Origin of the sequence: Sutcliffiella horikoshii, from assembly GCF_044809035.1 — a bacterium.
Taxonomy (GTDB): domain Bacteria; phylum Bacillota; class Bacilli; order Bacillales; family Bacillaceae_I; genus Sutcliffiella_A; species Sutcliffiella_A horikoshii_G.
The window spans coordinates 4,248,465-4,266,736 of record NZ_CP085237.1 but is presented as its reverse complement, the minus strand read 5'-3'; the positions used below and the strand labels follow the sequence as shown (position 1 = coordinate 4,266,736).

Genomic DNA, 18,272 nt, shown 5'->3' with positions numbered 1-18,272 from the left:
TTTTTTACAGGATGTGGACGTTATGAATGCTTTTTTAAAGAATGCTTACCAGTCGCATCATGCACTGGAGATTATTTTTTCTTCTTTGCGTTGGTTTTTTCTTGTTCTATCGATAGTTGTGTTTGCGGTTCAGTATGTTGAGAACCCGGTAGAATGGAAGTTACTTTTATTTGTCCTATTAGTCCTTTTTGGTTTTCTATATATGGGAGTTTCAGATTACTATTTACATAAGACACCTGAAGGGTCAAAGATGTATGTCATGATGACAAAGGGTGGACCGTTTTTTGATTTTGTGGCGTTTTCGGCTTTGGTCCCATTAACAGGGGGATTGGAGAGTCCGCTTTTTCCATTAGCATACTTAATTATTTTACATGTGGCCGTTTACTGGAGGTTTCTTGGCGGCATGATTGCAGCCGGTTTTTTTACACTGGTCTACTCCATAATTTTCTTCTTACAGGCAGAGGACGCCACATCTATACATAGTATGATTAATTATTCCAGTGCGGTGTTCTTTTTGCTTCTGATTGGTGGTTTAGGTGGCATTATTGTCTCAAGGGAGCGTCAGCACCAATCGAAAAATAGTTTACTAGTGGAAGCGGCCAATCGCGATTACCTTACGAATCTTGCAAATCACCGTTCTTTTCAGGAATGCTTGCGCAATGATTTTGATCAAGGAAAAGAATTTTACTTGGCATTGGCGGATATTGATAAGTTTAAATCGATTAATGATAAATATGGACATGTTACGGGAGATAAGGTGCTGCGCCAGATTGGCGAAATCTTTACTACTGTCCTTTCAACCAAGCAGGGGAAGGCTTTCCGCTATGGAGGAGAGGAATTTGCGCTCATTCTTTACTACAAAGAGGAAGCCGAGGTAAAAGAGCTGCTCGCTGAAATTAAACAGGCAGTAGCAAGCCACGTATTCTTGGATAACGGAGAAGCGTTCCATGTGACCATGAGCTTTGGATCTGGTAATCAAAACGGAGAACGTCCAGACCTTTTAGTAGAAAAAGTGGATAGACTGCTTTATATAGCCAAAAATGGCGGGAGAAATCGGATTGTTTTGGCAGAGGTCGGATAATTCAGTAATCCAAGAAAAATTTTTTACAACAAACCATTCTCTGTAAAAAATTGCTATAATAAACCATATATAATGTCAGCAAAGGGGAGAATGGAATGGCAGAGATGAATGAAAATCCGTTATTAAAAAGAGATGAAAATAAACCAAAGATCAAGGTAGAAAGAAAAGAAGGGGAACCTACCGCTGCTTTTAAAGGAGCAAGTTGGGCTGCCCTTGCCGTCGGTGTATCTGCTTATCTGATTGGCTTATTCAATGCCACCATGGAATTGAATGAGAAGGGGTACTATTTTGCTGTTTTGGTATTTGGACTGTATGCTGCTGTTTCCTTACAAAAAGCGGTACGTGACAAAGAAGAGGATATCCCGGTTTCCGGCATTTACTATGGACTTAGTTGGTTTGCAGTTATTGTCTCCATTTCCTTAATGGCGATCGGGCTGTACAATGCGGGAAGTATTATCTTAAGTGAAAAAGGATTTTACGGCATGTCATTTGTCCTCAGCTTATTTGCAGCAATCACGATTCAGAAGAATATCCGTGATACGCAAAATGCCAGAGAACGAGGTTAATAGGGGAGAGGTATTGTCGGCTTGACGGTAGGCCGTACAGTACCTCTTTTTTGTTGGATAGAAACAAAGCGGCCAATGTGACAAGCCTTGCTAACTTAGGCTATAATTAGGAGCGTTGTAATCACCTTTCAATCTATGGGAAGGGGTTTTTTTTATGATCCATTTACATCAAGTCAGCAAGAACTTTGACGGTTTTCAAGCGGTAAAATCGGTGTGTTTGAAGATACATAAAGGGGACGTTCATGGAATAATCGGAGCCAGTGGAGCAGGTAAATCAACCTTGCTGAGGCTGATGAACCTGTTGGAAGTACCCGATGCAGGACAGGTAGAAATAAACGGCAAGGATCTGACAATGTTACGGGGCAATACTCTCAGAGAGGCCCGAAAGTCCATTGGGATGATCTTCCAGCATTTCAATTTGGTAGCGAACAAAACGGTATATGAAAATATAGCCGTATCCTTGGAACTTGCGGGCTTTCCAAGGAAAAAGCGCAGAGAACGAGTGCTGGAATGTCTCCGATTTGTCGGCCTGGAAGGATTCGTGGAAAAATATCCTGCTCAATTAAGCGGCGGGCAAAAACAGCGTGTAGCGATTGCAAGAGCGTTGGCCAATAATCCCGAGGTTCTGTTGTGTGATGAACCGACCTCCTCGCTTGATCCAAACACGACTGCCGAGGTTTTACGTGTATTGGAGAATGTAAATAAAAGCCTTGGTGTGACAGTTGTTGTCGTCAGTCATGAAATGGACGTCATCAAAAGCATTTGTCATCACGTGACAGTCATGGCCAACGGAGAAGTTTTTGAGACGTTGCGGACGAAACCGCAGGGTGTCAAACAAATAGACAGCAATCCACAATACTTTGTGGACCAATTGGTGAAGGATGGTGACATGGACCATGCCTGAAATCTTACTTCAATATGAAGCGGAAATATGGAGGTCTATTGGGGAAACCTTCATCATGGTCTGGGTTTCCATACTTGCTGCTATCCTGGTCGGTCTCCCGGTTGGAACGCTTCTTTTTTTAAGCAGGAAAGGAAATTTGCTTGCCAACCAAGCGGTGTTTTCCACCTTGAATTTACTGGTAAATATCATCCGCTCTTTTCCATTTTTGCTATTGGTCGTATTTTTAATCCCCTTTACCCGCTGGCTGATCGGAACGGCTATCGGAACCGCTGCCGCAACCGTGCCGCTCGCAATCATTGCGATTGCCCATTACTCACGCTTGGTCGAGCAGTCTTTATTGGACGTGCCGAAAGGAGTAATGGAGGCGGCCGTTTCCATGGGTGCTTCCGTCAGGGAAGTCGTCTTCAAATTTCTATATGTGGAAGCAAGGTCCGGTCTTGTGCTTGGCTTGACCACCTCCACCATCAGCTTCATTTCCTACTCCACGATCATGGGTGTGGTTGGCGGCGGAGGAATCGGGGATTTTGCCATTCGCTACGGCTACCAACGATTTGAAACCGAACTGATGATGTATATGATCATCATTATGGTCATACTGGTACAACTGATACAATTTACAGGCATGACGGTATCAAGAATAATCGATAAAAGATAAGCATGAATTTGCAACAGGAGGATTTTTTAGATGAAAAAAATATTATTTATCATGACACTGGCTATGGTGATGGTAGCTGGATGCGCACAAAACAATCAATCAAACGAAGGCAATGCTACAGATGCCAGCCAAAACCAAGAGACCGAACAACAAACGTTAAAAGTAGCTTCCTTAATTCCGCCAATGACGGAGATCTTGGAGCTTATAGAACCAAAGCTTGCAGAAGAAGGCATTGATTTAGAAGTGGTAGTGCTAGGCGATAATGTCCAGCCGAACAGTGCCCTTGCAAATGAAGAAGTGGACGCAAACTTCTTCCAGCACGTTCCTTACATGGAGGAATTCAACCGCAACAATGACGCAGAGCTGGTTGGAATCACCCCGATCTATTATGCAAACTACGGCGTGTATTCCAAGGATTACAATTCCATGGATGAACTGCCTGAAGGATCTGTCGTTGCCATCGCAAATGACGTTTCCAACATCGACCGCTCCTTGGCATTGCTCGCTCAACACAACGTAATTACGTTAAAAGGAAAGACAGGCCCATATTATACGCAAGCAGATATTACAAAAAATCCCAAAAACTATAAGTTTGAAGAAGTGGACTTGCTGATGCTCGCAAGAATGTACGATGACGCAGATGCGGTAGTCATGACTCCAGCCTATGCAGCACCACTTGGCTTGACCCCAAAAAGTGACGCGCTCCTGACAGAAGGAACCGACAACGAATTTGCCATCACTCTTGTTGCCCGCGAAGACAATAAAGACTCAGAAGCAATCAAAAAGCTTGCGGAAGCCATGACAAGCAAAGAAGTCCGTGATTTCCTAGAAGAAAACTATGATGAAACGGCCATTCCTGCTTTTTAAGTAAACCAACCCCTCACATTAAAATGAGGGGTTTTCTTTTTCCAAAAAAGCTAGTGGAAAGACTTCGCACTTTTTTAAGTGCTCAAAATAGTTTATAATAGTCTGATAATAGAATGTTACTCTTGTGAAAAAAATTAGTAGAATATGATATGATAGTAATTAAGATGGACAAGTGTGTTTATAGGTGGTGTCTTGCTGAAGTGATTCTGGCAAGTATGCCTGCTCTTTTTTATAAACTTAGGGGATGTGTAATGATGAGCAACATGCAGAAGAAAACAGACGTTATCTTAATTGGTGCCGGAGTCATGAGTGCGACTTTGGGATCGTTATTAAAGGAAGTAGCACCGGATTGGGAAATCAAAGTGTTCGAAAAGCTGGCAAGTGCAGGGGAAGAAAGCTCAAATGAGTGGAATAATGCAGGAACGGGACATGCAGCACTATGCGAACTTAACTATACATCCGTGAAAGCGGACGGCTCCATTGATATCAGCAAAGCGGTAAAAGTTAACGAGCAGTTCCAGCTTTCCAGACAATACTGGTCCTACCTAGTGAAACGAAACCTAATCAGCAATCCACAGGACTTTATCATGCCAATACCACATATCAGCTTTGTGGAAGGGAAAGAAAATGTCACGTTTTTGAAAAAACGTATGGAAGCGCTGTCAGCAAATCCGCTTTTCAAAGGAATGGAATATTCCGAAGATCCAAAGAAGCTAAAAGAATGGATGCCACTTATGATGGAAGGGCGCACATCCAAGGAGCCGATTGCCGCAACGAAAATCGATTCGGGTACAGATGTGAACTTTGGTGCATTGACCCGCATGCTGTTTAAGCAGCTTGAGAAGGATAATGTGGAAATCAATTACGAGCATAGTGTAGAAGATTTAAAGCGTGCCAAGGACGGCTCTTGGGAGTTAAAGATTCGTGATTTAAAAACTGGTCAAGTCGATTCTCATCATGCTAAGTTCGTCTTCATCGGCGGCGGTGGCGGAAGCCTTCCTCTATTACAGAAGACCGGTATTCCGGAATCAAAAAATATTGGCGGGTTCCCGGTAAGCGGACTGTTTTTGGTATGTAACAACCCGGAGGTCGTGGAAAAGCACCACGCGAAAGTGTACGGAAAGGCAAAAGTCGGCGCGCCTCCAATGTCCGTGCCGCATCTTGACACAAGGTATATCAACAACAAGAAGACCCTGCTGTTCGGCCCATTTGCAGGTTTCTCACCAAAGTTTTTGAAAACAGGCTCCAATCTAGATTTGATTGGCTCTGTTAAACCTTACAACGTCATGACGATGCTTTCTGCTGGATTTAAAGAGATGGGATTAACCAAGTACTTGATCCAACAAGTGCTGTTATCCAATGAAAAACGCATGGACGAGTTACGCGAGTTTATCCCGAACGCCAAAAGCGAAGATTGGGAAGTTGTCGTTGCAGGTCAACGTGTTCAGGTCATTAAGGACACCGAGGCTGGCGGGAAAGGCACGCTCCAGTTCGGTACAGAAGTGGTCAGCGCAAGTGATGGCTCCATAGCCGCGTTGCTTGGTGCATCTCCAGGCGCATCCACAGCTGTTCACGTTATGCTAGAAGTATTTGAAAAATGCTTCCCAGAGCAGATGTTCGAATGGAAAGAAAAAATCCAAGAAATGATACCTAGCTATGGGGTATCTTTGGTAGATAACCCTGCGCTATTTGATGAGCTTTTTGCCTCCACGGCGGATACACTTTTTCTTATTCAAGGTAAGGAGCAAAAGGCGCTTTCCTTTCATTAAAATTCGAATAAATGGCAAAACCCTTGATCCTCCTTTGGATTGAGGGTTTTTTGTTTGGTGTGGAGCGGGTTTCTTTGCCTGAGCGGAGAGCAGAACGCCGGAGTTGTCTAATGGAAGCGTTCTATCCGCCCGAAGCTGTGCATTGAGAGTCGGAGTTGTCTAATGGAGGGGCTCTAAACACCCGAAGCACCATTCCAAGTACGAGTTTTGTCTAATAGAAGGGTTCTAAAAGCCCGAAGCACCCCTCCAAGTGCCAGCTTTGTCTAATAGAAGGGCTCTATCCGCCCGAAGCGCCCTTCCAAGTGCCAGCTTTGTCTAATAGAAGGGCTCTATCCGCCCGAAGCGCCCTTCCAAGTGCCAGCTTTGTCTAATAGAAGTGCTCTAAACACCGGAAGCGCGATTCCAGGTACGAGTTTTGTCTAATAGAAGGTCTCTAAAAGCCCGAAGCACCCCTCGAAGCTCCAACTTTGTCTAATAGAAACGTTCTATTCACCCAATCCCCATCACCCAATCCCCCAGCTCATACTGTCTAATGGATTACTGAAATACTCCCCATCTTTACTTCTCTACACATTGCACAATAATTCTATTCGTAATATCTCCACCTACGGCTTCCCTTAACTGCAAAGTGCTTATCTAGTATACGATTTATCGTTTTAGCAGAAACACCAACACCACACCATTTCCAAATACCACTAGTAGTTATCTTCCTCTCCGGAAACAACATCCGAAACTCCCGCACATGCCGCAGCACAACCTCCTCAACCGTTTCCACCCTACTACACCTCACACACCGCGCCGAACGCCCCTCTACCAAAACAGACAAAGTGGAGCAGCCCCCACACACTAACCCCTTCTGAACTTGATCATATCCATACTCAGGCAAATTCCTAAATGGAGAGTCCACCAAATGAAGGGAGGTTAGTTTTTCGGCAAGTGAAGTGTGCATGATATTCAACTTAGAAGAAGAATTACTTTGTAAGCCTTTTAGGTATCTATTTATTTGGGTTGGATGAATAAATGGTTTATCTAGTGGTGATTGATACAGGGTGAATTCGGGGTTGATAAATACTACGGATGCGAGAATGGGTAGATGGAAGCCGTAACTACTCAGCAGTTGGCGGAGCAAGGAGTTGCACCTGCTTAGTTGGGTCAAGGGATTGGTCACTTCATACTCTTTGGAAGGGAGTTTCAGATGAAGTTGATTGGATGCGGCATCATAAATATAATCCCCTTCAAAATTCTTCACTTCAAAAAGATAAGCACTCCCTGCCGTAATGATTAGCGAGTCAATTTGAAAAGTGGTGTTATTATGTTTAAGTAAGAGGTCATTTAACACCAGGTGGTCCCCCTCCAACTTTTCGGTCAAGGCATCAAACATGCACTCGCCTTCATAGCCTTTCTCCATATTCCAAAAGTATTGTTTTTCCTTTTCGAGAAGCGTCATTCGGGCATTCAAAGATAAATAGACTTTCATTTCCATAGAAACGATTTAACTAGCATGTCCCACATCCTTTTCTTAGAGTCTACTTAACTATATCAGTTAACTACCAGTAATTAAAAGAATTTTCAAAAAAATAAACCACAATTCCCTTTCCTTTTTTTACCCACCAACTATTTACCCAAAAAGAATAGTCTAATAAAGCCCTTTCAGTTATGATAAATGCAGTATGTGTTATTGGAGGAACGGAATGATTAAATTAATGGCAGATTCAACTTGTGATTTATCAAACGAAGTGTTGGAGATGTATGACATCAGCTTAGCACCCTTAAGTATAAATATTGATGGAAAAACATATAAGGATCGAGTAGACATTCAACCGGATGAATTTTACGGAATGATGGAGGCGCTTTCGGAGTTTCCGACAACAGGTATGCCAAGTCCGGTGGAGTATTTGTCGATTATAAAAGAGGCTATCGAGAGCGGTTATAAAGAAATTCTATGCATCTGCATGTCGAGCGGGACAAGTGGATCGCATCAGTCAGCTGAGTTGGCGAAGGGGTATTTCTTTGAGGAGTATCCGGATTCCACTGTGAAAATTCATGTGGTAGATTCCAAGTGTATGAGTCATGGAAGCGGCTGGCTTGTGCTGAAGAGTGCGATGATGAGAGAGAGCGGCGCAACATTCCAAGAGTTAGTAGACTTTAATGAAAGCCATAAAACAAATGTGAAGCACTTCTTGTCAGTAGATGATTTAGATCATCTGATTAAAAGCGGCAGGTTGACAAATGCGAGCGCGTTCCTTGGAAAGCTGCTGATGTTGAAGCCGATTATGACGATGAAAAATGGCAAAGGGGCTATCGTCGCGAAAGAAAGAGGCGTTAAACGGGTTCTGAAGCATTATGTGGAGGAGTTCATCAAGCGTAATGATGAGACGGTGACGGATTTTATCATCATCGGATATACATCTGATATCAAAATTGCCGAGAATTTGAAAATGAAAATAGAAAATGAAACGGATTTTGTCGGCACCATTCACATCATGCAGATGGGAGTATCTGTTGGTACACATGTGGGACTTGGTGCGCTTTCCATGTTCTTTGTTGAAAAAAAATAATGTATGTCAAGCCACCCGTAAAGGTGGTTTTTTTTATGAATTTTTATCGCGTGAGGTTTTATGGTAGTGTTAGTATATCAAAATAATAGTTAGAATTTTATAAAAGGGGGTTTTTCCATTGTCGTCAAAACAGAAGAACACGTACACGGATTTAAAACAGCCTACTAAGAGTAATTGGAGTGTCCTGCTTGGTGCAGCTTTCCTGATGGGATCATCTGCCATTGGACCAGGATTTTTAACACAGACGGCTGTATTTACTGAACAACTGTTAGCTAGTTTTGGTTTTGTAATTTTAATGTCGATTATCTTAGACATCGGGGTACAGGTAAACGTATGGAGAATCATTGCCGTTTCTAAGAAGCGAGGCCAGGACATAGCCAACATGGTCTTGCCTGGACTTGGGTATTTCCTCGCTTTTGCCGTTGCGTTAGGGGGCCTTGCCTTTAATGTCGGGAATATCGGGGGAGCGGGCCTCGGAATGAATGTAATTTTCGGTATCGATGTACGAATTGGTGCCGTCATTACTGCTGCCATTGCTATTGGGATATTCTTATCTAAAGAAGCAGGAGTGGCAATGGACAAGATTGCTCGTTACTTGGGATTGATGATGGTTTTGCTCACCCTATATGTAGCGTTCCAAAGTAATCCGCCTGTAGGAGAGGCTGTTTTCCGTACGTTTGCGCCGGAGAAAATTGATGTGTTTGCCATCATCACCCTTGTTGGGGGTACAGTTGGGGGCTATATTACATTCGCTGGTGGACACAGGCTGCTGGATGCTGGGATCAGCGGGCAGGAAAACCTTCATCAAGTGACAAAGAGTTCTGTGTCTGGAATTATCATTGCTTCTGTCATGCGGATCTTCCTATTCCTTGCTGTATTGGGAGTAGTAGTGACTGGCTTTACATTGGACCCGAAAAATCCACCGGCATCCGTGTTCATGGAAGCGGCCGGTATGGTTGGATATAAAATGTTCGGCCTTGTGCTTTGGGCTGCCGGGATTACTTCTGTTGTAGGGGCAGCCTACACGTCCGTTTCTTTTTTACGAACATTATCGGTAAAAATTGATCGTAACAATTCTAAGGTTATTATAGGATTCATTATCGTTTCTACGATTATTTTTGCATTCATCGGGGAACCGGTCCTATTGTTGATTTTGGCTGGAGCCTTTAACGGTCTTATTTTACCTGTAGCACTTGGAACGCTTTTAATCGCAGCTTATAAAAAAGAGATTGTCGGAGATTACAAGCATCCGCTTTGGTTAACGATTTTTGGCGGTATTGTCTTTATCGCAACGGCATACTTGGCAGCGGTCACGTTATTAAATCAGGTGCCGAAGCTGTTCTCATAAAATAGACAGAACTTGAGGAGGGGAGCTATTTGAAGATTGAATTTTACCCATTGGGGGATACAGGTCTACAGGTTAGATTTGGTTCAGATATTTCCGAAGAGACCAACCAACAAATCAGGTTATTTGCAGATTATCTAAGAGAAAATCCTGTAGCCGGAATAGTGGAGTGGGTGCCGGCCTATACGACCCTGACCATTTTTTATGGTCCTGATAAAATTTCCTACCATGATCTGTCTAGAAATCTTGAGGCGATTACGAAGACACTTCAAGGGGAAAAGGGTCCATCCAACTCCATTGTTTATGAAATTCCTGTCCTCTACGGCGGAGAAGTGGGGCCGGATTTATCAGAGGTCGCAACCTACAACGGAATGACAGAAGACGAGGTTGTTTCCATCCACTCTAGCCAACCCTACCTAATATACATGATGGGATTTGTACCAGGATTCCCGTACCTGGGGGGCATGTCAAAGAAAATTGCTACGCCGAGGCGTGAGAATCCGCGGGCGAAAATTGAAGCGGGTTCTGTTGGGATCGCAGGGGAACAAACTGGCGTGTATCCGTTAGAAACTCCAGGAGGTTGGCAGATTATCGGGAGAACGCCCCTGAAACTTTATGATCCAGAGAGAGAGGAGCCAATCCTTTTATCTGCAGGTTCCTATCTTCGCTTTGTTCCAATTGATCAAAAAATTTTTAATGAAATAGAGCAATCCGTCACACGTGGGGAATATAGAGTGAAAAGTTATGCAAAAGGGGGAGGACACGATGAAGGCCGTTGATTTAAACAGTGATTTAGGGGAAAGTTTTGGTGCTTATACGATCGGAAATGATGAAGAAGTCCTCAAGTATATTTCTTCAGCTAATATCGCATGTGGCTTTCATGCAGGGGATTACAACGTTTTGATGAAAACTGTAAAGAAAGCTGCGGAGCTTGGAGTCTCAATAGGTGCTCACCCCGGTTTACCCGATCTTGCCGGATTTGGACGCCGAGATATGCACATGAGTCACGATGAAATTTTTAACCTTGTCGTTTATCAGATAGGGGCAATCAAAGCGGCTGCTGCGGTGGCTGGTACACATGTGCACCATGTAAAACCGCATGGAGCTTTGTATAATCTCGCCTCCAAAGATGAAAGGATAGCTACAGCCATAGCAAAAGCAGTTTACGAGGTAGATCCGAATCTGATTTTATTCGGCTTGGCGGAAAGCGAACTGGTCCTGGCGGGGGAAAAGGTCGGGTTAAAAGTTGCCCAGGAAGTTTTCGCTGACAGAACGTATCAACCTGACGGCACGCTTACGCCAAGGTCCCATGCTAATGCGATGATTCATGATGCAGACCTTGCTGTAGAGCGCGTGCTGAGGATGGTAACAGAAGGAAAAGTGACGGCGGTTAATGGAGAAGATATCTCCATCCAAGCAGATACCGTCTGTGTGCACGGAGACGAGCCGGAGGCGTTGGAGTTTGTGCGAAAATTAAGAGCAAAACTCGAGGAAAACCAAGTAGCGATTCAAGCTATTGGGGCGGTGAATCCTATATGAGCAGTCCGCTGTTCCAAGTAATGAAACCTGGCCTGCTAACGACCATCCAAGACCTGGGCCGGACAGACTATCAGGAGTTCGGGGTTGTAGTAGCTGGTGCAATGGATCCGTTTGCTCTTCAGATAGGGAACCTTTTAGTTGGAAATGAAAAAGGGGAATCTGCTATTGAAGTGACGATCATGGGTCCGGAACTAAAGGCGCTAGAAGATATGGTGGTTGCCATTTGCGGTGGAAATCTATCCCTGAAAGTCAATGGCAAGCAAGCACCGATGTGGAAGAGTTTCAAGGTAAAAAAAGGGGAACTTATTGAGTTTGGAAGGCCAGTGGAAGGAGCCCGTGCATATATTTGTGTTGCTGGTGGATTGGATGTACCAGCCGTAATGGGAAGTAAGTCGACGTACTTGAAGGCGCAAATTGGCGGATTCCAAGGCAGGGCTCTGGAAAAAGATGATGTTTTATATGGAGAGGACTGCGCTGGGGTACGATCCGGGCGGTCCATTCATCCTGGGGAAATCCCCTCTTACAAAAAAGAGTTGGAAATCAGAGTATGCCTGGGGCCTCACCTGGATGCTTTTCAGGAATCATCTGTGGAAACGTTTCTGTCCTCTACGTATGAAGTTACGCCACAATCCGATCGCATGGGCTACCGCTTGAAAGGTCCGAAAATCGAGCATAAAACATCCGCAGATATCATTTCAGAAGCGATTCCCTTGGGTGGAATTCAAGTGCCCGCAGATGGAAGTCCGATTCTTTTAATGGCAGACCGCCAGACGACTGGAGGATATACAAGAATTGCCACCGTCATTTCTTATGATATTCCGCTTTTAGCTCAGGCACAGCCAGGCACTACCATCCGCTTCAAGGAAGTGTCTGTGGAAGAAGCACAAACATTATATATAAAAAGAGCCAAGTTTTTCAGTGTGCTTGAGAAAGTAACGCGATAACTAGTAATAATTGAAAAAATCCTGTCCCCATTTTTGGAGACAGGATTTTTTTCAATTAGTTCGCTTCTCTTACAGTGTTCTTCATACCTTTATCCGTATTCCCGCGCTTCCAGAAAATCTGCAACGCAAGCATAATACCAAACGCGATGAATCCGAAGATATCTGTATTTGGTTCTGGATAGATCAACAATAACCCTGTAGAGACGGTAAGGATACGTTCGATCCAGTGAAGTTTTCTGTACCAGAAACCGATAAGACCGGCACCGATTGAGATCATTCCGATAATGGAGGTCACAAGGATCCAAGCAACTTCTGGAATGGTTGTATCAATCATGAGTAGCTGTGGCTGGAACACAAACATATATGGAATGATAAACGCAGCAATGGCAAGTTTAGATGCATTAATACCCGTACGAATCGGTTCCCCTTTGGATATTCCTGTAGCAGCAAATGCGGCTAGGGCTACCGGCGGGGTAATATCTGCTACGATTCCGAAGTAGAACACAAACATGTGCGCTGCAAGGACGGGAATCGCAAATTCCAATTGGTCGTTAAGCGCCAATATTGCTGGTAAAGCAATCGTGGACGTAATGATATAATTGGCAGTCGTTGGTGAACCCATTCCTAAAATGATGGATGCAATCATCGTGAAGAATAGCGTCAGTAATAATAATAAAGTAGGTGTGGATGTAATGGATGCAGCCATACTTACAAGGCTGTTTCCAAGCTTAAGTCCAAGACCTGTTTTCGTTACAACTCCAACAATGATACCGGCACATGCTGTTGCAGCAGCCACGCCTAATGCGGTGCGTGCCCCATTTGTCAGTGCAAGGATAAATTTAGCTGGCGTAATTCTAGTATCTTTTCTAAACAAACTTACAATGATGGTACTTAAGATACCTAATAAAGCTGTTCTTTCAATACTGAAACCTTGGAACAATAGTACAACAATGACGATAATCGGCAGTAAGAGATGAATTTTTTTCAAAACTTCCATTTTCTTCGGTATTTCTTCTTTCGGTAATCCAAGTAAGCCTTGTTTTTTCGCTTCTAAATGGGTCATGATCCAGATTCCGGCGAAATAAAGGATTGCAGGAATCGTCGCTGCTTTAGCAATTTCCCAGTAAGGAACCCCTGCAAATTCGATCATCAAGAAGGCAGCTGCTCCCATAATCGGAGGCATGATCTGGCCACCAGTAGACGCTGCTGCTTCTACTGCTCCAGCGAAGTTACGGTGATAACCCAGTCGCTTCATCAATGGAATCGTATAGGAACCAGTCGTAACGGTGTTAGCAACAGAACTTCCTGAAATCGTTCCTTGCAAAGCACTAGAGAAGATGGCAACTTTTGCAGGTCCGCCAGTACGTCTTCCGGCAATGGAGATCGCCAAATCGTTGAAATAGTTTCCTACACCAGTTTGAACCAAGAATGCTCCAAATAATAAGAATAAGAAAATATAGGTCGATGATACCTGTAACGGTGTACCAAGTATTCCGTCTGTTGTAAAGAACATTGATTGGATCAATTGTTGGAGACTAAGCCCTCTATGAATCAGCATTCCCGGCATGTAAGGACCGAAGAGCGCGTAGACCATAAATACAACGGCGATAATGGTAATCGGAAGACCGATTGCCCGTCTTGTTGCTTCAATGACTAAGAGGATGGCTAAGCCGCCAATAACAGTTTGTGCAGAAGATATGCTTCCGATTTGCTGAACTAATGTGTCGTAGTAAACAGGCCAATACCCGCAAACGACAACGGTCAGTCCTACTAAAATATAATCATACCAAGCAATCTTTGTTTTATTTCCACCTTTTCTGGCTGGAAATAGCAAGAATATCAGAGTCAAAGCAAAACCTAAGTGAACGGTACGCTGCAGGTATGCTGTAAGCTGACCAAATATTCCTGTGTATAGTTGGAAAAGGGAAAAGGCAATCAACATGAAGAAGACAACTTTTGCTGCGTAGCCGGTGAGATTTCTTGTTTGAGCGTCCGGATCGTACTTCTCTAGCAACTTTTCTTGTTCTTCAGCCGTTAATTCCTGTTGGTCGTTTCTATCACTCATGTATTTTCATTCCTTTCATATACTGCCATAATGTCAACTCTTTTACTCTTACATTATACCAGTCTCCTGGAGTAAAGTATTCGTTGAACCATACCATCTTTTCTCCATCCTCGCCCCAGGCAAGGCGGTTCTTGGAAACGGTTTTTCCGTTTCGGACATTCATGGAGGAGAAGATGTTATTTAAATCTCTTATATGATATTTTCCATCTTCATATACAAATTCTTCTCCCTCTTCCGCATTCGATGGCATGCCAATCCCGAATTCTTCATAAATAATTTCTGTTTGCACGATGTGGTGATCATCTCTCACCCTATACTTCTCCACTACATCGGTTAAATGGATGGAGTGCGTAAAGATGATATGAAATGTGTCCTCTTCATCAATGGGAAGGAATGCTTGTATTTGTTCGGTGTTTTGTACATGGAAAACTAGCGCGGTTCGAAAAGGGACCAAAAAAATCCCCAATAAGAGTAAAACGATAGTAGAGGATAATATAATGGCAATCACTTTCTTTTTCATGGTAACCCACCTAATGCTTTGCTTTTAACAGCTCATAAATAAAAAGAAGGACCGACAGCATAATGGATATTAAGTGTCGGCCAATTTGGTCCTACTATTTAAATTAATCTAAAAGACCTTCTTCTTTAAAGTACTTTTCAGCACCAGGGTGGAAGTCGATACCGATTCCGTCCACTGCTGTTTCAAGTGTAATGAATTCACCCTTTGCATGGGAGATTGCACTTGTGTTTTCATAGATTGCTTTTGTGATTTTGTAAACAAGATCTTCAGAAAGATCTTTGGACACTGCTAACATTGCAAGAACCGCAACAGTATTCACTTCATTTTCCATGCCGTATGTTCCAGCTGGAATGGTATCAGCAGCATAATAAGGGTATTTTTCTACCAACTCATCTACTTTTTCTTGAGAGATAGGAACAATGCTTACAGGGTTAGTAGCAGATAAACCGTCAACCGCACCTGTAGGAGTACCAGAAGTGATGAAAGCCGCATCGATGTTACCATCTTGGATTCCACCAGTGGACTCACCAAAATCTAGGTTTTGAGCATCGATATCATCCATTGTCATGCCATGGATCTCAAGGATTTGCTCTGCATTAATGTAAGTACCTGAACCGGGAGCACCTACAGAAACTTTTTTACCTTTTAAATCTTCTACACTAGTAATTCCAGAGTCAGCAAGTGTTACAATTTGAATGGTTTCTGGATAAAGAGATCCAAGTGCCAATACATTGTCAACCGCTTTCCCTTCAAATGCATTCGTACCTTCTACTGCATTAGCCATAACGTCAGTTTGTACGAAAGCGATTTCTGCATTCCCCTCAGCAAGTGCTACTACGTTGTCAGCAGAAGCATTGGAGGAAACAGCGTCAGTTTGGATACCAGTTTCATCCGTAATTACCTTTGCCATTGCGCCACCAAGCGGATAGTATGTACCACTCGTTCCACCTGTTAGCATGCTCATTAATTTCGGATCTTCAGCACCTTCAGAACTACCTTCACCACTAGATCCATTATCCCCGCCACATGCAGCTAGAAATAAAGATAGTACTAAGACCATAGATAAGACTAGAAAACTATTCTTTTTCATCGAACTCCCCCTAATTATTAATTTAACATCTCTTATTTTACAGATGTTACAGAGATTTATCAAATATTAACCCAATATTTAGGCGGTTTTCTGTTATAATTACGCATTCTTGTGTTTGCGTGTGCTATTACACTTTTACTCTACCATGATAGAATGGAGCATATATGAATTAGTGGAGAGTGCGCGATTTATGAATATAACTAATATTCTTTTTTCAGGCAGAATTGTAAAAGAGTTAGAGAGGTTACTTAATTCGGAGGAAATCTTAAAGGAGCGGGACCTGCGTTTTATTGCTGAGGAGGATGTTTCGTTGGAGGACTTACATTGGGCGGACGCCTATGTCGCATTTCACCCTGTGGCGAACTTTCATTTTGAAAATTTGAGGTGGGTTCACTCACTAGGTGCAGGCGTCGATCGTTACATGGCACTGGCAGGCAAATGGCCAGAAGATGTCCTTTTAACAAGAACGATTACCTCTTTTGGACAAAAAATTGGCGAGTATACACTTAGTTATATGTTAAAAGAACTGCAACATCACGATAGGTTTCGAGATCAGCAGGGGCGTGGGGAATGGAAGATGGTGGCCCCCCGTGCATTGAATGAGATGGAGGTAGTCGTTTTCGGCACAGGAGAAATTGGCCAGGAGCTTGCTAGGATTCTAAGGTTTTTTGGTGTGCAGGTGGTTGGCGTATCTCGCAGCGGGGCAGATAAGGACCATTTTTGCAGGGTGATGTCGATGGAAGAAGTTAGTTTAGCAAAGGCGGATTTTATCATAAATACATTGCCGCTGACAAAGGAGACAGAGCGTTTGTTTGATGAGCGGTTTTTTGGCCGGATGAACCAAGCTGTGTTCATCAATGTAGGAAGAGGAGGGACCGTTGATCACGACGCCTTGTTGGGTGGCTTGGATAGCGACGCACTTAGAGCCGCGGTACTGGATGTCTTTGAGGAGGAACCGTTACCCGCAGGCAGTCCGTTGTGGAGCCACCCAGGCGTGACGATTACCCCTCATATCTCTGCGATTACGACGCCTGAAGAAGCGGTTGTGTGTTTCTTGGAAACGTTGGAGGCTGTGGAGAGTGGAGGGGAGTTGCGGAATTGGGTGGATGTGGGGCGGGGGTATTGAGTGGGGGATGTTTGAGAGAGCTTTTGTAAGCCTGAAATAGATCGGGAAGTGTTCAAACGGTAGGAGAGAGGGCGTCTCTCCGCCCGAAATAGATCGGGAAGTGCTCAAACGGTAGGAGAGAGGGCGACTCTCCTCCCGAAATAAATCGGGAAGTATTCAAATGGTAGGAGAGAGAGCGTCTCTCCGCCCAAAACAGGTCACCAAGAACTCAAACGGTAGCAGAGAGGGCGTCTCTCCGCCCAAAACAAGCCACCAAGAGCTCAAAAGGTAACAGATATGCCCCGTCAATGTCCCCCTCCATTAAAAACCCCAAGCCCACAGGTTTCATTTTCCAGAAAATGTGCTATTTAATAAGTAGTGCTTTTCGTCTGGTAGGGTGTAAATCGACTTACATAGCGCAATCAAACCCAATTCTAGAAAAATAGTATAAAATACCCATATCGACCAACGCAAAAATAAATAGTTTTCATCATTTTGGTATTTTTCTTCCATGTTATAGTAAAAGGTATTGAGAAATAAATGGAATTAAATCAGCCTCCATCATAGAGGCTCACCATAAATTTTATGAGGTGATGAACATGTCTATCGCGTATCACAATGCTCTGCTCAGGGAAAAGCAGCAGCATCTCCAGCGTCTCCAAGAATGCCAAGGTAAACTGAGAGGAAAACAACAGGAGTTTGCTAGTTTTAAAGCTTCTGTCACACGTCCCGAACTTTCCTCGTTTACTTGGCAGGGGACACTTGCCAACCGATTTGAAGACATAAGGACAAATGGAATGCTTCATTATTATTCCGAAATGGAGCAAAGCCAATTTAGTGCGATCTTCTCAGGTATCGAAAATAAAATTCAACAACTTCATCGGGAAATTAACTCATTAAAACAGACGATCGCTACATTAGAATTGCAGCTTGCAGAAGAACGGGCTGCCAATAGATACAATTAAACAAATGGAGGTCTCCGTATGAGTACAGAAATCAAAATAAGGCAAAGTGAGATAGAGCAGGCCCTATCACAAATGAAATCCTCCTCAGAAGCTCTTACATCCTCTTTTCCTTCTTCAATAGGAAACGGCAACCGATTAGATGTCGTCAATAAGTTGAATGAACTAAACCGCACATTAGAACAACTGACAGAAAACTATAAAGCTCTTATCCTGCATAACGAAGAAATGACTAGACAGTCTGTAGAGCAAATGGTGGAAAAAGATCAACAGCTTTCCACCAACATGCAGCTCCGGTAGAA

18 protein-coding genes are annotated in these 18,272 nt (G+C 43.5%); 14 read left to right on the top strand and 4 right to left on the bottom strand.

The genetic code is table 11. The features are described 5' to 3' along the window. Window positions 1-22 precede the first annotated feature (22 nt). The 6 genes from LG307_RS21750 to mqo all read left to right on the top strand — a co-directional run bounded on the left by LG307_RS21750 (window position 23) and on the right by mqo (window position 5,842). On the top strand, window positions 23-1,081 hold the full coding sequence (locus LG307_RS21750) for a GGDEF domain-containing protein (RefSeq protein ID WP_404446553.1): 1,059 nt from the start codon (window positions 23-25) through the stop codon (window positions 1,079-1,081). A gap of 95 nt (window positions 1,082-1,176) precedes the next feature. After that, window positions 1,177-1,647 carry an inner membrane protein YiaA gene (yiaA, locus tag LG307_RS21745; protein ID WP_404446550.1) on the top strand — a complete coding sequence of 157 codons (471 nt, stop codon included), beginning with the start codon at window positions 1,177-1,179 and terminating at the stop codon, window positions 1,645-1,647. A gap of 154 nt (window positions 1,648-1,801) precedes the next feature. After that, window positions 1,802-2,551, top strand: a complete 750-nt coding sequence (locus LG307_RS21740) for a methionine ABC transporter ATP-binding protein (protein ID WP_404446547.1) — start codon at window positions 1,802-1,804, stop codon at window positions 2,549-2,551. Further along, window positions 2,544-3,206 (top strand): methionine ABC transporter permease, encoded by a 663-nt coding sequence (locus LG307_RS21735; protein ID WP_404446544.1) that lies wholly within the window; start codon window positions 2,544-2,546, stop codon window positions 3,204-3,206. Before LG307_RS21740 ends, LG307_RS21735 begins: the two co-directional genes overlap by 8 nt. Before the next feature lie 30 nt (window positions 3,207-3,236). After that, window positions 3,237-4,073, top strand: a complete 837-nt coding sequence (locus LG307_RS21730; protein WP_404446542.1) for a MetQ/NlpA family ABC transporter substrate-binding protein — start codon at window positions 3,237-3,239, stop codon at window positions 4,071-4,073. 254 nt (window positions 4,074-4,327) lie between these two features. Then, entirely contained in the window at window positions 4,328-5,842 is a 1,515-nt protein-coding gene (gene mqo, locus LG307_RS21725; protein ID WP_404450529.1) for a malate dehydrogenase (quinone), read from the top strand. 586 nt (window positions 5,843-6,428) lie between these two features. Here mqo and LG307_RS21720 read toward each other — a convergent pair. After that, a complete protein-coding gene (locus LG307_RS21720; RefSeq protein WP_404450528.1) occupies window positions 6,429-7,250 on the bottom strand; it encodes a nuclease-related domain-containing protein in 822 nt (273 codons plus the stop codon). Between the two features lie 283 nt (window positions 7,251-7,533). Here LG307_RS21720 and LG307_RS21715 point away from each other — a divergent pair, with 283 nt between their 5' ends. From LG307_RS21715 to LG307_RS21695, 5 genes are all read left to right on the top strand, one after another. Continuing rightward, a complete protein-coding gene (locus LG307_RS21715; RefSeq protein WP_404446539.1) occupies window positions 7,534-8,400 on the top strand; it encodes a DegV family protein in 867 nt (288 codons plus the stop codon). Between the two features lie 118 nt (window positions 8,401-8,518). Further along, a complete protein-coding gene (locus LG307_RS21710; protein ID WP_404446536.1) occupies window positions 8,519-9,748 on the top strand; it encodes an NRAMP family divalent metal transporter in 1,230 nt (409 codons plus the stop codon). Window positions 9,749-9,777: 29 nt separating this feature from the next. Continuing rightward, on the top strand, window positions 9,778-10,524 hold the full coding sequence (pxpB, locus tag LG307_RS21705; RefSeq protein WP_404446533.1) for a 5-oxoprolinase subunit PxpB: 747 nt from the start codon (window positions 9,778-9,780) through the stop codon (window positions 10,522-10,524). After that, window positions 10,511-11,284, top strand: a complete 774-nt coding sequence (locus tag LG307_RS21700) for a LamB/YcsF family protein (protein ID WP_404446530.1) — start codon at window positions 10,511-10,513, stop codon at window positions 11,282-11,284. Before pxpB ends, LG307_RS21700 begins: the two co-directional genes overlap by 14 nt. After that, window positions 11,281-12,228, top strand: coding sequence for a biotin-dependent carboxyltransferase family protein (locus tag LG307_RS21695; RefSeq protein WP_404446527.1), 948 nt, complete (start codon window positions 11,281-11,283; stop codon window positions 12,226-12,228). Before LG307_RS21700 ends, LG307_RS21695 begins: the two co-directional genes overlap by 4 nt. 55 nt (window positions 12,229-12,283) lie before the next feature. Here LG307_RS21695 and LG307_RS21690 read toward each other — a convergent pair whose 3' ends face one another. The 3 genes from LG307_RS21690 to LG307_RS21680 form a co-directional block, all read right to left on the bottom strand. Further along, entirely contained in the window at window positions 12,284-14,293 is a 2,010-nt protein-coding gene (locus LG307_RS21690; RefSeq protein ID WP_404446524.1) for a TRAP transporter permease, read from the bottom strand. After that, entirely contained in the window at window positions 14,286-14,813 is a 528-nt protein-coding gene (locus LG307_RS21685) for a DUF1850 domain-containing protein (RefSeq protein WP_404446521.1), read from the bottom strand. Before LG307_RS21685 ends, LG307_RS21690 begins: the two co-directional genes overlap by 8 nt. 103 nt (window positions 14,814-14,916) lie before the next feature. Next, on the bottom strand, window positions 14,917-15,903 hold the full coding sequence (locus LG307_RS21680; protein WP_404446518.1) for a TAXI family TRAP transporter solute-binding subunit: 987 nt from the start codon (window positions 15,901-15,903) through the stop codon (window positions 14,917-14,919). Between the two features lie 190 nt (window positions 15,904-16,093). Between LG307_RS21680 and LG307_RS21675 the strand changes: the two genes are divergently transcribed. The 3 genes from LG307_RS21675 (at window position 16,094) to LG307_RS21665 (ending at window position 18,270) form a co-directional block, all read left to right on the top strand. Then, complete coding sequence (locus LG307_RS21675) at window positions 16,094-17,029, top strand: D-2-hydroxyacid dehydrogenase (RefSeq protein ID WP_404446515.1); 936 nt, start codon at window positions 16,094-16,096, stop codon at window positions 17,027-17,029. Between the two features lie 578 nt (window positions 17,030-17,607). Next, window positions 17,608-17,973: a DUF5082 family protein gene (locus LG307_RS21670; RefSeq protein ID WP_404446512.1), complete on the top strand. Its 366-nt coding sequence runs from the start codon at window positions 17,608-17,610 to the stop codon at window positions 17,971-17,973. A gap of 18 nt (window positions 17,974-17,991) precedes the next feature. Further along, entirely contained in the window at window positions 17,992-18,270 is a 279-nt protein-coding gene (locus tag LG307_RS21665; protein ID WP_404446509.1) for a YwqI/YxiC family protein, read from the top strand. Window positions 18,271-18,272: the final 2 nt, after the last annotated feature.

Excerpts from the sequence above, each read along its gene's own strand:
- LG307_RS21670 (WP_404446512.1), top strand. The coding sequence starts at position 17,608 with ATGTCTATCGCGTATCACAATGCTCTGCTCAGGGAAAAGCAGCAGCAT.
- LG307_RS21665 (WP_404446509.1), top strand. The coding sequence starts at position 17,992 with ATGAGTACAGAAATCAAAATAAGGCAAAGTGAGATAGAGCAGGCCCTA.
- yiaA (WP_404446550.1), top strand. The coding sequence starts at position 1,177 with ATGGCAGAGATGAATGAAAATCCGTTATTAAAAAGAGATGAAAATAAA.
- LG307_RS21685 (WP_404446521.1), bottom strand. The coding sequence starts at position 14,813 with ATGAAAAAGAAAGTGATTGCCATTATATTATCCTCTACTATCGTTTTA.
- LG307_RS21695 (WP_404446527.1), top strand. The coding sequence starts at position 11,281 with ATGAGCAGTCCGCTGTTCCAAGTAATGAAACCTGGCCTGCTAACGACC.
- mqo (WP_404450529.1), top strand. The coding sequence starts at position 4,328 with ATGAGCAACATGCAGAAGAAAACAGACGTTATCTTAATTGGTGCCGGA.
- LG307_RS21740 (WP_404446547.1), top strand. The coding sequence starts at position 1,802 with ATGATCCATTTACATCAAGTCAGCAAGAACTTTGACGGTTTTCAAGCG.
- LG307_RS21690 (WP_404446524.1), bottom strand. The coding sequence starts at position 14,293 with ATGAGTGATAGAAACGACCAACAGGAATTAACGGCTGAAGAACAAGAA.
- LG307_RS21735 (WP_404446544.1), top strand. The coding sequence starts at position 2,544 with ATGCCTGAAATCTTACTTCAATATGAAGCGGAAATATGGAGGTCTATT.
- LG307_RS21675 (WP_404446515.1), top strand. The coding sequence starts at position 16,094 with ATGAATATAACTAATATTCTTTTTTCAGGCAGAATTGTAAAAGAGTTA.
- LG307_RS21730 (WP_404446542.1), top strand. The coding sequence starts at position 3,237 with ATGAAAAAAATATTATTTATCATGACACTGGCTATGGTGATGGTAGCT.
- LG307_RS21720 (WP_404450528.1), bottom strand. The coding sequence starts at position 7,250 with ATGGAGAAAGGCTATGAAGGCGAGTGCATGTTTGATGCCTTGACCGAA.
- LG307_RS21680 (WP_404446518.1), bottom strand. The coding sequence starts at position 15,903 with ATGAAAAAGAATAGTTTTCTAGTCTTATCTATGGTCTTAGTACTATCT.
- LG307_RS21750 (WP_404446553.1), top strand. The coding sequence starts at position 23 with ATGAATGCTTTTTTAAAGAATGCTTACCAGTCGCATCATGCACTGGAG.
- LG307_RS21700 (WP_404446530.1), top strand. The coding sequence starts at position 10,511 with ATGAAGGCCGTTGATTTAAACAGTGATTTAGGGGAAAGTTTTGGTGCT.
- LG307_RS21715 (WP_404446539.1), top strand. The coding sequence starts at position 7,534 with ATGATTAAATTAATGGCAGATTCAACTTGTGATTTATCAAACGAAGTG.